Annotated in this window: 13 protein-coding genes and 1 pseudogene; 9 read left to right on the top strand and 5 right to left on the bottom strand. The window is 68.8% G+C overall.

The window, feature by feature from the left end; all coding sequences use genetic code 11:
- Nucleotides 1-8: 8 nt before the first annotated feature.
- Nucleotides 9-164: a hypothetical protein gene (locus ACFWBY_RS10520; RefSeq protein WP_385331964.1), complete on the bottom strand. Its 156-nt coding sequence runs from the start codon at nt 162-164 to the stop codon at nt 9-11.
- Nucleotides 165-673: 509 nt separating this feature from the next.
- Here ACFWBY_RS10520 and ACFWBY_RS10515 point away from each other — a divergent pair.
- Complete coding sequence (locus tag ACFWBY_RS10515; RefSeq protein ID WP_385409645.1) at nt 674-1177, top strand: hypothetical protein; 504 nt, start codon at nt 674-676, stop codon at nt 1175-1177.
- 16 nt (nt 1178-1193) lie between these two features.
- On the opposite strand, the gene ACFWBY_RS10510 is transcribed toward ACFWBY_RS10515, so the two are convergent.
- Both ACFWBY_RS10510 and ACFWBY_RS10505 read right to left on the bottom strand, forming a co-directional pair.
- Nucleotides 1194-1418, bottom strand: coding sequence for a hypothetical protein (locus tag ACFWBY_RS10510; protein ID WP_385331967.1), 225 nt, complete (start codon nt 1416-1418; stop codon nt 1194-1196).
- A gap of 436 nt (nt 1419-1854) precedes the next feature.
- Nucleotides 1855-2580: a TetR/AcrR family transcriptional regulator gene (locus ACFWBY_RS10505; RefSeq protein ID WP_385331970.1), complete on the bottom strand. Its 726-nt coding sequence runs from the start codon at nt 2578-2580 to the stop codon at nt 1855-1857.
- Between the two features lie 112 nt (nt 2581-2692).
- Here ACFWBY_RS10505 and ACFWBY_RS10500 point away from each other — a divergent pair, with 112 nt between their 5' ends.
- Genes ACFWBY_RS10500 through ACFWBY_RS10490 form a run of 3 tightly spaced genes read left to right on the top strand, consistent with a single transcriptional unit; the run spans nt 2693 to nt 4954 of the window.
- On the top strand, nt 2693-3760 hold the full coding sequence (locus tag ACFWBY_RS10500) for an alpha/beta fold hydrolase (RefSeq protein WP_385331973.1): 1068 nt from the start codon (nt 2693-2695) through the stop codon (nt 3758-3760).
- A gap of 28 nt (nt 3761-3788) precedes the next feature.
- On the top strand, nt 3789-4430 hold the full coding sequence (locus ACFWBY_RS10495; RefSeq protein ID WP_385409644.1) for a helix-turn-helix domain-containing protein: 642 nt from the start codon (nt 3789-3791) through the stop codon (nt 4428-4430).
- Entirely contained in the window at nt 4427-4954 is a 528-nt protein-coding gene (locus ACFWBY_RS10490) for a transposase (protein ID WP_385331976.1), read from the top strand. Before ACFWBY_RS10495 ends, ACFWBY_RS10490 begins: the two co-directional genes overlap by 4 nt.
- A 468-nt stretch (nt 4955-5422) precedes the next feature.
- Here ACFWBY_RS10490 and ACFWBY_RS10485 read toward each other — a convergent pair whose 3' ends face one another.
- Together ACFWBY_RS10485 and ACFWBY_RS10480 are read right to left on the bottom strand one after the other, a co-directional pair.
- Nucleotides 5423-6874 (bottom strand): non-reducing end alpha-L-arabinofuranosidase family hydrolase, encoded by a 1452-nt coding sequence (locus ACFWBY_RS10485; RefSeq protein ID WP_385331979.1) that lies wholly within the window; start codon nt 6872-6874, stop codon nt 5423-5425.
- Between the two features lie 477 nt (nt 6875-7351).
- Nucleotides 7352-7702: pseudogene (locus ACFWBY_RS10480) on the bottom strand (transposase); the annotation flags it as partial.
- A 198-nt stretch (nt 7703-7900) separates the two neighbouring features.
- On the opposite strand from ACFWBY_RS10480, the gene ACFWBY_RS10475 reads away from it, so the two are divergent.
- The 5 genes from ACFWBY_RS10475 to ACFWBY_RS10455 all read left to right on the top strand — a co-directional run bounded on the left by ACFWBY_RS10475 (nt 7901) and on the right by ACFWBY_RS10455 (nt 12047).
- Nucleotides 7901-8203: an ATP-binding protein gene (locus ACFWBY_RS10475; protein ID WP_385331982.1), complete on the top strand. Its 303-nt coding sequence runs from the start codon at nt 7901-7903 to the stop codon at nt 8201-8203.
- A gap of 172 nt (nt 8204-8375) precedes the next feature.
- The gene (locus ACFWBY_RS10470; RefSeq protein ID WP_385332169.1) at nt 8376-10073 is read left to right on the top strand and encodes an LPXTG cell wall anchor domain-containing protein; all 1698 of its coding nucleotides are present in this window, start codon (nt 8376-8378) and stop codon (nt 10071-10073) included.
- A gap of 44 nt (nt 10074-10117) precedes the next feature.
- Nucleotides 10118-10357: a hypothetical protein gene (locus ACFWBY_RS10465; protein ID WP_385331985.1), complete on the top strand. Its 240-nt coding sequence runs from the start codon at nt 10118-10120 to the stop codon at nt 10355-10357.
- Between the two features lie 530 nt (nt 10358-10887).
- Nucleotides 10888-11502: an RNA polymerase sigma factor gene (locus ACFWBY_RS10460; RefSeq protein ID WP_385331988.1), complete on the top strand. Its 615-nt coding sequence runs from the start codon at nt 10888-10890 to the stop codon at nt 11500-11502.
- Nucleotides 11502-12047 carry a hypothetical protein gene (locus tag ACFWBY_RS10455; protein WP_385331991.1) on the top strand — a complete coding sequence of 182 codons (546 nt, stop codon included), beginning with the start codon at nt 11502-11504 and terminating at the stop codon, nt 12045-12047. The genes ACFWBY_RS10460 and ACFWBY_RS10455 overlap by 1 nt, the downstream gene beginning before the upstream one ends.
- The last annotated feature ends 881 nt before the right edge of the window (nt 12048-12928 follow it).

Genomic DNA, 12928 nt, shown 5'->3' with positions numbered 1-12928 from the left:
CGGCCTACCTACACGACGTCCGGGTCGGCGAAGTCCCGGTCGAGCACCGGACCCGCCGCGGCGGCCCCCGCCGGGGCCGCGACGAGGGGTCCGATCGCGGCCAGGGCGGCGGCCGCTGCTGCCGCGAGGAGCCGTCCGGTCTTGTGCCTGCCCGCATGCGTCATACGGCATCCAACGAGCCTTTGGACGACGGGTTGCGCGGCGGCGCTCAGCCGACCTGGAGCTCGCCCATTCGGCTCCATCCGGTTGCGCCCTCGATCGTGGTGCTGACGATCGACGGCGTACGGGTGAACAGGGGCGCATCGACTCGGCGGCTTCCACTCCTTAGTCCTGACCGTGGACCTGGTCGTCCCCCCGAACTCAGCCGCTGGACCTGGGGGGACGGTTGCACGTCGGGGCGTGGCAGTACGCCGGGGACGGGCTCACCCGGATGGGCGGGCCGCAGCCTGTGGAAGGCGGCCTGGCTGCACCCGTCCGGCGTTGTGTGCGGGCCGGGAGGCGGGATGGGCGGCAGGCTGGGGCGTGGGGGCCGGTGCGCGGGGTGGAGGTGTGCGGTTGTGGTGCTGAGGCCTCCGGTTGCGCCGATGCTGGCGAAGGCTGCCGAGACGATCCCGGGCCTCGGTCCGGTCCGGGTCTGGCTTTTGAATAGAAGTTCGACGGGCACCGGCTGTTGGTGTTCACGCCGGCCGGTCCGGGCGGACGGGTGCTCCTCGTCCTGGGCCGCCACGACTCCACGGGTCGACTGCGCACCGTCGGCCGGACGACCGCACTGCGCCCGGAGCAGGCCCGCCAGGTCGCTGAGCACCTGGCCCCGGCCGGCCCCGGGCATCCGTGGGAAGACGTCCGGTTCGCAGCGTCCTGGGGGGCGCGGGAGGCTCTGGACACCACCCTGGTCCGTCCCGAGCTGGTGGCGGAGATCAGCGCGGACCGGGCGGTCGACCGGGGCGGGGTGTGGCGCCACCCGCTGCGCTTCAAGCGGCTACGCCTGGACATGGGCGCGCAGCACGTTGCGGGGTTCGGCTGCGGGGGCCGGCTGATACAGCCTGGGGCGGCCTCGGTCTGGCGAGCACCAAGCTCTGCTGCTAGAGCGGCACCTCACAGCGACCCGCCCTCCGACCGGCGGCCGTGTGGCCGGGTAGAGGGCGGCGTAGGGCCAGACGCGGCGCGTTCTCGGTAAGGGCGGGATCCGGTCGTCAGTTTTCCTTGGCGATGGCCATGCCGAGGAAGATTCCCGCCAGCAGTGCGACGCTGCCGGTGACCATCACGGACCACGTTCCCGCGTGTGTTGCACTGAACGTCGAGGTCATTCCCGCCTGTGTGGCTGCTTGTGTGGCCTGCGCTCCGGCCATGGTCGCCTCCTGGACGGCCAGAGCCGTTTCCAGCTCCTGGACCTTGCTTTCCAACTCAGACTGTTCCATCGTGCGATTCCTTTCTCACGGTGTGCCGGACTGATTCCGGCATCCCCGGTCCGTCGCTTCCCCACCACGTGGACACATCGCGCCTGCCCATCCCCTGCACCCGTATGCGTCCGGGGCGCATGCCCTCGCCGGTCAGGCAGCGGGTCAGGGCAAAAGTGGGCTGGCGCAGCTCGGCACGCCCGGCGGGAAGGTGGGCCGCGCCGAGCCTCAGTCGCGACACCGTGGGCGGGCTAGAGCGCGTGCTGAGGTCCGCCGACTGCCTGAGCGAGTCTGACCTTGGCAGCCCCCGCCGTGCAGCCCGTAGCAACTCCGCTCTAGCCGCTGTACGCCTCCCTGAGCGCCCCGCAGGGCCGTGAGTTCTGGGAACGCGCAGCGGCGTGTCGCAGTTGGCTGTCAGCCGCAGCTGCGTTCGCGACCGGTCAGTTTGATGCCCCGCTCACTGGGGGATCAGGGCCGCCACACCATCGAAGATCCGCTCCAGGCCGAAGTCCAGCGGACTCCCCCCCTGCGGAGCGAAGGCGCCCGCCGCGATCGCCTCCGTCAGGGCGGGAAAGCGCTCCTCGTGCCGCTCCAGGACTTCGGCCGTCAGATGTGCCCACTCTTCGTTCGCCGACTCGTCGTGGTCGACGTACTGCTGGGCGACATTGCGAATATGGCCTACGAGCAGGAGGAACGTGTCATGCCGCTGGGTGGCCGACAGCCCTGTTTCGGCCAGTGCGGCCAAGGCCGTGTCCAGCCAGCCGAGTTGATGAGGGCCCATGATCTGGCGGCGCATGCCGGTCGCCGTCAGGATCCACGGGTGGCGGCGGTACATCGCCAGGCACTGCCGGGCCCACTCGGTCAGCTGCGGGCGCCAGCCGCCGGGGATGTCGCCGACCGGGACCGGGGGGCCGATCGCGAGGTCGACCATCAGGTCGAGGAGTTCCGTCTTGCCGGGAACGTACCGGTAGAGGGCCATCGCGGTGACGCCGAATTCCTTGGCCACCCGCGCCAGCGAGACTGCGTCCAGGCCCTCCCTGTCGGCGATCCCGATGGCCGCCTCCGCGATCCGGCCCGCGGTGAGCGAGGGCTTCGGGCCCCGGCTCGGCAGCTCCTGCTCGCCCCAGAGCAGCGCGAAGCTCGCCTTCACGCCGACCTGTTTCCCGACCTTCTTCGTGGCCACACACGCCTCCTCCGCCGATTCCCGTTGACACCTCACTCTAACTGTTTATAACGTATAGCCAACCGCTTACGGCATATACAGTTTCGCTGGAACGGACACTCAAGGAGTCGTCATGCTCGCCACCATCGTCGCCACCTCCGCAGCCACCCTCCTCGCCGCGCCGACGGCCGGCGTCCTCGGCTACCGCGCTTTCAAGCGCTCCCGCAACGCCTCCCTCATGAAGATCGACGCCCCGAACGGCATCGACGAGCAGGGCTTCGTCCGCATCGGCGGCATCGAGCAGTGGATCTCGGTCCGCGGCGAGGATCTGGCCAACCCGGTCATCCTGGAACTGCACGGCGGCCCCGGAGCCTCGACCGCGATCTTCGGGCCGCGCACCAGATCCTGGGAGAAGCACTTCACGATCGTCCGCTGGGACATGCGCGGCGCCCTCAAGACCCTCGGCCGCGGCGGTCCGGAGGGACAGGGCGAGATGACCTTCGACCGGATCTACGCGGACGCGATCGAGGTCACCGACCACGTACGCACCCGCCTCGGCGCCGACAAGATCGTCCTGCTCGGCCATTCCTACGGAAGTGCCTTCGGCCTGCGGCTCGCCCGCGAGTTCCCCGAGCGCTACTCCTCATACGTCGGCACCGACCAGAACATCCACGACGCCGGCCGCGACAACTCCGTACACCAGGCCCTGCTCAACCGCCTGCGCGCTGCCGGAAAGCGTAAGGAACTGGCGGCAGTTGGGGCGCTCCACCCCGATGAGCAGCAGTGGACAGCCCGCGAACGCGCGATGCACGCCAAGCTGCTGGCCACCAGCGACCCGCTGACCCTGGACACGATGAAGAAGATCGTCATGGGGTCCCTGTGGTTCTCGCCGCTGCACTCGCTGCGAGAGCTGGGGCTCTTCGTCAAAGGCATGACCCTCTCGGAGCAGATCACTCAGGCCACCGCCGGGTTCGACGACTGGGCGGACGGCACGAAATTCGAGCTCCCCTTCTTCATCCTTCAGGGCGAGAAGGACGTCCTTACGTCGCCGGAGCTCGCCCGCCGCTTTTTTGACGACGTCCAGGCGCCGGTCAAGGGCTTCGCGGTGATCGAGGACTGCAGCCACTTCGCGGCGTTCCGACGGCCGGAGCGGTTCCTGGAACTGCTGCTGGCCCACGTACGGCCGCTGGTCGCCCGCTAGTGCTGCGTTCCTCAAGTTATGGGTATGAATGCTCTGTTGGGGTGGCTGCTGGGGGTGGGTTGTGCCGGGATTGCTGCGGGCTCGGGCTGCGTCGGGCCCGGATGAGGAGAGGGTGATCGCCAGGCTGGCAGGAGCGCGGAAGGCGCCGGCTGATCTGGTGATGAGAGCCCGGATCATCGCCCTGAGCTGGGACGGTCTGCGGGTAGCGGCGATCGCAGCGGAGCTGGGCTGTCATGCCAAGACGGTGCGGTGGTGGTTCCACCGCTTCAACGCGCTGGGGGTGGAAGGGCTGGAGGACAGGCCGGTGGCTGGCCGGCCGCGCCGGATCACCGAGGCTGAGCGGTCGAGGATCATCGCGCTGGTCAGGCAAGCCCCGCAGGGGCGCTTGACCAGGTACGAGGATGGCGAACTGGCTGCGGAGGACGAGTCGGGGGCACCTGAGTGGACACTCGACGCCCTTGCTGAGGCTGCCCGCCGCCACGGGATCGAGGTGGGCCGGTCACAGGTCCGCAGAATCCTGCTGGCCGAGGGTGTCAGATGGCGTCGTACCCGTTCCTGGATTCGCTCGAAGGACCCAGATTTCGAGGGAAAAGGACGCGGGTTGTCGGCCTCTATACCTGCCCGCTCGACGGTGCGACGGTCATCTGCGCCGACGAGCTCGGGCCGGTGATCCCGCGTACGTTCCCGCCGGCGCCGGGCTGGTCGCCGGACGGACACCGCATCAAAGCAGAGCTCGACTACGGCCGCGGCCCGGAGAAGACCTGGGTCTACGGCGGCCTGCGCGTGGCAGACGGACAACAGGTCACCATGACCGCACCCTCCCGCAACAGCGTCTTCTACCAGCAGTTCCTCGAGCTGCTTGAGGAAGCCAACCCCCGTGGGGACATCTACGTGGTCACGGACAGCGTGTCCTCCCACAACAGCCTCTCCACCCGGACCTGGCTCGAGGACCACCCGCGTATCCGGCACGTCTTCATACCCGTCGGCGCCTGCTGGCTCAACCTCCAGGAAGGCTGGTGGCGCATCTTCCGCAAAGCCGCACTCGCTGGCCAGACCTTCGCCGGCCCAGACGAGATCACCCAGGCAACCGAACTTGCAACCTCCCAACTCAACGCTCGCGCGAAGCCATGGGTCTGGGGCAGACCAACACCGTCCACCCGCCGACTACGCCGCCACTATGTGTACTGCCTTTGAGGAACGCAGCGCCGGGCGCCCCCTGTGGCGATCCGATGGAACTGGCCTCGAACGCTCTGCTTCTGGACGCTGCGGAGCAGGGAGACGACGGTGACGTCCAGTGAGAGAACGGAATCGAGTCTGGGCCCCGTCCAACGGGGAGTGGTTTCCGGGCGCGAGGAGAACGCGAGGTCGTGCAATCTGGTGTGGATGAGGGGAGCCAGGGTCTTCCCGAACGTGCGGATGTTGTCGTAGTACACGTTGTCCTGGCCGACTGAGAACCACCGCCCGTCACCCACGCCAGCGAGGGAGTCGAAGATGCCGGCAGGAAGAGGGCTGGGGCCAGGTTGCTGGTCTATGTGTGCGATCTTGCCGATGCGCGGCTGGGGTTCCTCGGTGCGGTGAGTAGGTGGAGTTGCCCACGCCGTAGACAGCTCGTCTACGCGTCGGCGGACCGCGCTCCATCGCGATCATCGTGGATCAGGCGGGTCAGCGCTGCAGGGTGAGCAGACCCGGCCGGTACGGCAGGCTCGGGTAGTCGGTGCCCGCCGGTGTGTTGGTGGGGAGGCCCTGGTAAAGGAACTGCAGGTTGCAGGGATCAATGGTCTTGGTCTGGTCGGGGTTGTTGCGGACCAGGTCACCGTGGCTGACGCCCTTGGCCCAGGTGGAACCGCTGTTGGCCTGGCCCGCGAAGGGGCTGCTCTCGCTGCCGGCTTGGACGGTCCACGGACCGTTCAGGCTGGAGGCGGTGAACGAGCGGAAGTAGCGGTTCGTACCCTGCGCCTCAACGATCATGAGGTACTGGTTCTGGCCCTGGACCTTGTAGACCTCCGGCGCCTCGAACAGAAGGTCCGTTGTGTCGCTCATGACCGTCGTGTACGAGGAGCCGAAGCTGCTGGGGAAGTTCCCGATCGGCATGCTGGCCCGGTAGATCTTGCCGTTGTCAGCGGCGAAGAACAGGTACATGTTCTGGTCATCGGCGATCATGGTCGGGTCGATCGGGGCGTCCTTCTGGCCCTGGGGGCCGACGGGGAGGCTGCCGGTGAACAGCGGCTGCGAGGCGGACCAGCCGTTGGGGTTGGTGGGGTCGCTGGACGTGCGGTAATAGAGCGGCCACTGACTCCACTGGGACACCATCACCCAGACGTTCTTCGGCGCGAAGTAGAACACTTCGGGCGCCACCGCGGGATCGTTCATCCCGGTCTGGGTGGCCGTTGCCATGTCCGACCAGTTCGCGAAGGGACTGAACCCCGTCGAGCCCCACGACGTTCCGTTGGAGGTCGTCCCGTAGACCAGGTGCTTGCCGTTGTACGCGGTGGTGCTGAAGTCCTTCAACGCGACCTGCCCGTTCGCCGGCTCCGCCAGCGGACCCGTCGATGTCCAGCGGTAGGTCGACGGAAGAGCGCACGTGCCGGTGCCGGTGCCGGCGTCGGCGACGGGAACGAGTTGCCACTGCTGGTTGCTGCCGCCCCAGTCGGTGTACTGGACGATCTTGCCGCCGTCGGCGGTGGAGGCGCTCTGGACCTCGAGGGCCTTGCTGCTGTGGCGGTTCAGGAGGCGGACGTAGCCGCTGGCGGAGTCGGCGAGGCGGAACTGCTGGTTGGTCGCGTTGAGGTCCCTCCACTGGACGACGTCGGCGCCGTCGGCCGAGGACCAGCCGTAGTCGTCCAGGACCTTGCCGGAGTTACGGTTCAGCAGCCGGTAGTAGCCGCTGCCGGAGTCCAGGAAGCGCCACTGCTGGGCTTCGTTGCTTGACCGTGTCCACTGGACGACGGGCGAACCGTCGGCGGTGGCGAAGTTGTAGTCGTCCAGCGCCTTGCCGCTGTTGCGGTTCACCAGCACGTACCACTTGCCGGTGTCGACCGAGGCCGCCGAGGCGGACGACGGGTTCACCATCGCCAGGAAGCCGGCCACGAAGACCATCGAGAGCAGGGCGGCCATCCGCGGCCGCCATCCTCGCCGTGTCGAGGTTCGTGGAGCTGTATCGAAAGCGTTCATCTGCACCCTCCTAGGGGCGACTGGGCAGGGTCGGTTCTTCCCGCTGCGTGCGGACCGGGCACGGCATGTCCGCGGCAGCGGCAAGACGTGACCCCTGCGGGGTGGGGGTCACCGGATCTCCGGCGCACTGTTAGCGCTAACAACTTGAAAGCCGAACATCTGGTGTGTTCAGGGAGAAGACCATGGGGCATGAAAGGTCGTCAAGTACCGTGTCGCAACCGGTCTGCTAATGAGGTGTCATCAGAATCTCGTCCTTGTCAGGGTTGTTGACGAGCTGGATGTGAGCGCTCACACTTTTGGCGCGGGCGGCAGATAAAGTAGGCACGTCCCCCGGTCAGGAGTGCCGGGACCCGCCATGCCCCATGGGAACAGCCCTGCGCCAGGCGGGCTTCCTGGGCCGACTGGGCCCCTTCGCGGCCCCAGCCAGGCGATGGTCCGCTCGACCACCCACCGGTGGACTCCGAGTCCGGACCTGTGCGGGACGCCGCGGCGAGCGATCACCGGTTTCACCCCTGCCGCCCAGACCAGGCGGCGGTACTTGTCGTGGTCGTAGGCACGGTCGCCCAACAGGCTGTCGGGCCGCTTCCTTGGCCGTCCGACCAGGCCGGCGACCGATGGGATCTTCTTCAGCAGGGGTATCAGCTGGGTGACGTCGTTGCGGTTGCCGCCGGTCAGCGAGACAGCGAACGGGATGCCCTGGCCGTCGACGATGAGGTGGTGCTGGCTGCCCGGACGTGCGCGGTCGACCGGGCTGGGCCCGCTTTTGGGCCCCGTCGGGCGAATGGGACCGGTCGAAGCAGCTTGGTTGTCACCTGCGAGGCCCCGGCTTGCTCAATCGCTCGACCGGCAGCCTTTTTGGTCACTCGGAAGCGGGGCGGGTGAGGCGGACCATGGCGCGGTAGAGGGCGGTGGGTGTAGGGGCGTCGGGCATCGGGGGCAGGGGGCTCCGGGTTGGCGTAGGAGCGGAGCATGTGGGCGACGAGGCGTTACCAGGCGTCGGGGGGCGGCGTCGCCGGCGGCGTTGACGAACTGGGCTATCTCCCGCTGCCGGGCGACGGCGCTTCGGCCCTCTTCCAGGTGATCAATCGGAGGTATCTGAAGTCGATCACGATCCTCACGACCAATGTCGAAAAGCGCACACGTTCCGGCGAACCTGTGCCAGGCGGCGCCGAAGCCTCACAGGTTCCGGCAGAAACCTGGATGCTGCATGATCGAACGATGCTGATCGAGCTGGAGAAGGTCGCAAAGGAGATGGCAACCTTTCCGCTTTGAGCGGCCACTTAGGGGTGTACCGACGAGGGCGAGCCGCGGTCAGCGGCGCTATGCCCTCTGTGTCAACACCCGATCGGAGCCCCACGTGTCACCAGACGACCCGAGATCCCCCGAGCAGCCGATGCTTCGGGGTCGCACGCCTCGCCGTATCCGGACGCTCCGGCATTTGGTCGTGGGGGCGGTGGCGGTGCTCGCCGCCTCGGCCGGTGTCGGCTCCCTGGCGCCCAGCGCGGGCGCCGCACCGACCGTCCGCATCAGTGTGGATGCCGGTACCTCCTTGGGCACGGTGCCCAGCAGTGGTGTCGGCCTCAACACGGGCTTCGGCGACGAGCACATGGGGGACCCCAAGGTGACATCGCTGATGAAGGCCGCGGGAGTCCGGCAACTGCGCTATCCCGGCGGCTCCGGCGCAGACGAATACCACTGGAAGACCCACACCTCCGGCGACGGCAGCGGCTGGATCCCCTCCAACACCAACTTCGACCACTTCATGGCCACCGCGAAGGAGGTCGGCGCCCAGCCGATCCTGACCGCGAACTACGGTTCCGGCACCCCCCAGGAGGCCGCCGACTGGGTCAAGTACGCCAACGTCGACAAAGGTTACGGCGTGAAGTACTGGGAGATCGGCAACGAGGTCTACGGCAACGGGCACTACGGCAACGGCAAGGGCTGGGAAACCGACACCCACGCCGACAAGAGCCCGAAGGAGTACGGAAAGAACCTGGTCGCCTACTCGAAGGCGATGAAGGCCGTGGACCCGAAGGTGAAGATCGGAGCGGTGCTCACCACCCCCGGCGGCTGGCCGGATACGGAGAAGGCTCCCGGTGACAGCGCCGACTGGAACCACACGGTGCTCTCCATCGCGGCAAGCTCGATCGACTTCGTCATCGTCCACTGGTATCCGGGCGGCACCACCACGGCCGACCTGCTGAACACCCCCTCGCGGATCGCCGGGGCCACGTCCTCGCTGCGCTCGCTGATCGCCAAGTACGCGGGCTCGCGCGCCGCTTCGGTGGAGATCGCGGTCACCGAGACCGACGCCGTCGGCTCGCCCGCCTTGACCAGCCAGGCCGCGGCCCTGTTCGCGCCGGACACCTACATGACCTGGTTCGAGCAGGGTGCCACCCACGTGGACTGGTGGAACCTGCACAACGGCTCGGGCGAAGCACCCACCACCGTCCTCGGCGAGACCGACTACCAGGACGGGGGTGTTCTCTCCGCTGGAACCTGCGCCGGGGGGAAGTGCGAACCGCCGCGCGACACGCCCTTTCCCACCTACTGGGGCATCCGCTCGCTGACCGCACTGGCGCAGCCCGGCGACACCATGGTCAAGTCGTCCTCGGGCAACCCGTCGGTTGCCGTGCACGCGGTGCGGAGCGGCAACGGCGGTCTGAACGTCATGCTGATCAACAAGAGCCCGCAGAACGCGGCGCAGGTGTCGCTCTCGTACGCCGGATTCACTCCGGCCGCAGGGGCGGTCACGACCGTTTCGCATGCCAAGGGAGATACTGCCCTGACGACGGCGGAGCGGGGCACGGCGGTCGCACAGACGCTGCCGCCGTACTCGATCACGACTCTTCAGCTGAAGCCCGCGTCGGGGACCGCCGGCGCTGCCAAGCCGACGCCCGCCCCCACGCCGACCGCCGCCACGCCGGTTGTTACCGCCTCCGGCACGACCGGCACCCGTGCGCAGGCGGAGCGCGGCGTACCCGTCGGCCAGCCGACCCCGAGCAGCACGTCCGGCGGCCTGGCGTCCACCGGGGTGAGCAACACCATCGCCTACAGCGCCCTCGGTGGCCTGCTGGCCATCGCCGCCGGAAGCGTGCTGGTGCTTCGCGGACGTCGCCGCAGGGCTTTGCACGGGAAGTGAGACCGCATGAGTGACCGACGGCCCGGCAGCAACGCCACCCACCCGTGGCGCGCCGGGCCGTCGGCCTCCGCGCCGGCGTCGGCGGTCAGGTAACAAACAAGGCCGGGGTCGTTGACCTGGACCTGGTCTACCTCGGCGCCGGTCCCGGCCCGTGGGGTGGCCCGCAGGCGGCTGCGTTCCGGGCCACCGTGGAACTGCCGCGTGAGGATTTCGCGATCTTCGGGGACCTGGCGGTATTGCCCGGGGTCAGGGCGTCGAACGGCGACTCCACGACGCCGTTCTGACCTTCCGGGACGAGACCGGGTCGGTGCTGTTCGCAGACTCCACCGATGCCACCATGCGGGGCATCTACCGGAACTGGCGCTACGTCTGGCGCACCGCAGGAGGCAGCGCCGATCGCTGCGCCCCGCCCGCTGCTGATCTCCGGCCTTTTGCAGACCGGTAGCGCCGCCCCGGACACGTCCGTGGGCGCCACCTGCACCACCGGCGCCGACGGTGTCTGCACCGCGACCGTCCCGCTGGGGAGCTACTGCTGGCAGGAGACCCCAGCACCGCACCGCTGGGAGCACTCCCATTCGTAGGCACATGAAGCCAGCCCCGCGCGGTGCGCGTCAAGACACGCGCCCGCGTTCACCTTCCGTAAGCGGACTTCCCCCTGCCCCACCGCGTACGGTCGACGGGCCCGTCCGGGTCGATCTCCCCACGGACACCGCCTGGTCCCTTCGGGTTCACCCCGAGGGGACCAGGCCGGCGTTTCCCAACGGCCGTGAAGCCAAAGGCCCGAGCCGACCCCCGTCAGTAGCCGACGTGGAAGGTGGCGTCGGCCTTCTCCGTGGTGGTGGCGATCGGGTCGTTCACCGTGAACGACCCGTTCGGCAGGGAGAACGACGTTCTCGGCCCGGAACCCGCCCGCCCCGTCCTCGACCCCCGCGGCGAGGACTTCATCCGCGAGCACTGGGACATGTTCATGGGCATAGCCACCTACAGCCTGCGCAACCCCCATGACGCCGAGGACGCCGTCATGGACGCCATGCTCATCATGCACCGCAAGATCGAACGCATCCTTGTCCATCCCAACCCGCTCGCGCTGGCCCTTCGGATCCTCAACCACGCGATCATCGACTCCCTGCGGCGCGCGGCCCGCCTGAGCGGCAACGAGCGTCCGGTCGCCGAGCTGCCCACCACCACCTACCTGATGGAGCTGGGCCGCTACGACCGCCTGGACCGCGCGATGGAGGATCTCGCCGCGATCGCACCGCTGCAGGCCCAATGCCTCCAGCTCTACGACCTGCTGGGCCTGTCCTACCCGCAGATCGCCCAAGCCCTGGGCATCACCGAGACCGCCGCGAAGACCAACGCCTCCAGAGCCAGGAAACGCCTGGAGATACTCATGCTCACGGAACTTCCAAAGGAGAAAGGGGACTCCTGATGCCGGAAGACCTCCTGAACCAGCAGGCCGGTACCGCACACGAACCCACCGCCCACGCGGAGGACGACGGGACCAAGGACCAGCCGTCCGCGGACCCGGCACGGGCCGGCACGGGAACGGAGGCCTCCGCCGAGCTGATGGCCCACCAGGCCGAGGCGATCCGCGCCCAGGTGGTCGGCCGCAGCACCGAGGACTTCATGCAGCGCCTGGCCGCCCGCATCGCCGCCGAAGCCCGCCGCCCGTCCCGTATCCAGTACGCCCCGGTGGCGATCGGCGATCCCGGTCCGCAACCGTACGGCGAGGAGCCGGCCGAGCTCACCCAGCTCGCTCCGCCTCCCACCGGCCCCGCCCCCCACACCGTCCGTCCCGGCACCAGCACCCGGCCCCGCATCCGCCGCGGCGGGCGGCGCCGACCCGAGCCGATCATCACCGTCCGGAAGGGGTGCTCCCCGTCCGGATCCGGCGGGCATGACGCTACCGACCGGACTGGCCGCCGCAGTCTCACGACAGTCTCAACCCTCCTGCCCTGCAAGCAATCTGAGTGACCGCCGGATTCCTGGGGTCGGCTGGGCGCGGGAAGTCGCGGCAGGCCGGCGCGCTGGACGCGGCCACGACGGGCAGACTGACGCTGCCCTCGGGCCGGGGCTATCTCCTGGATCCCGGCCTCGGAGCGTGACCTCGTCGCTGAGGAAGGGCAGGTCCGTGTCATCGAGGACGGGGACCGCTATGTCGTGGCCCGCCGTGACGGTGTGCGCGAGGTGCTCGAGTCGACGGACGACCGCAGCGGGCGGGCCCTGCCGGTAGAGATCTGGGACCACGGCCGACGCGTGCGCGTGGAGTACACGTCGCTGCCGTCGAGCGCCACGGCTGCGCTCTCGTCGGTCACGGAAGAGTCCGGCTACCGCCTCATGGTCGTTGGCGCCGGCGCAACGCACCGGCAGCGCAAGCTCTCAGGGGGAAGGGACGCCGCCAAGGGGCGGGAGATCCGCCCGTCACAGCGGTCCGCCAGCGCCGACTCTCCCGCACAAGTGCGGACGAATGAGAAGAAGTGCTGCGCCCCTCCTCCGGGACTCGGAGGCCCGTCGTGTCGGCCCCGGTGGTGTTCAAGGCGGTGGTCCCTGCGGACGCGACCTGCGCTCGCCCTCCTCGCCAAGGTCGGCCATGCTGATCACGGGCAGACAGCACGAACTCGCCTTGCATGGCTCTATAGACGACCACGCGCAGAGCAGGGCTCATCCCTCCACCCTGCCGGTGCCCGGCCACTGCAGCACTGCGGGGGCGACGCTAGGGCGGCACTGCGGGCGGGTCGCAGGGGTGGACCGAGGTCGGTGCCTCTCCGGACGTCGTGGCCCCGGCGCACCTCGTCGGCGGTGGAGCGTACTGACCCCAAACAGCAATGTCGGCCTTCGAGACCACAACCGGGTCT

This window comes from Streptomyces sp. NPDC060049 (assembly GCF_042736715.1).
GTDB lineage: Bacteria > Actinomycetota > Actinomycetes > Streptomycetales > Streptomycetaceae > Streptomyces.
Note: the sequence above shows the minus strand (reverse complement) of the source record. Positions and strands in the feature narration are given on the sequence as shown.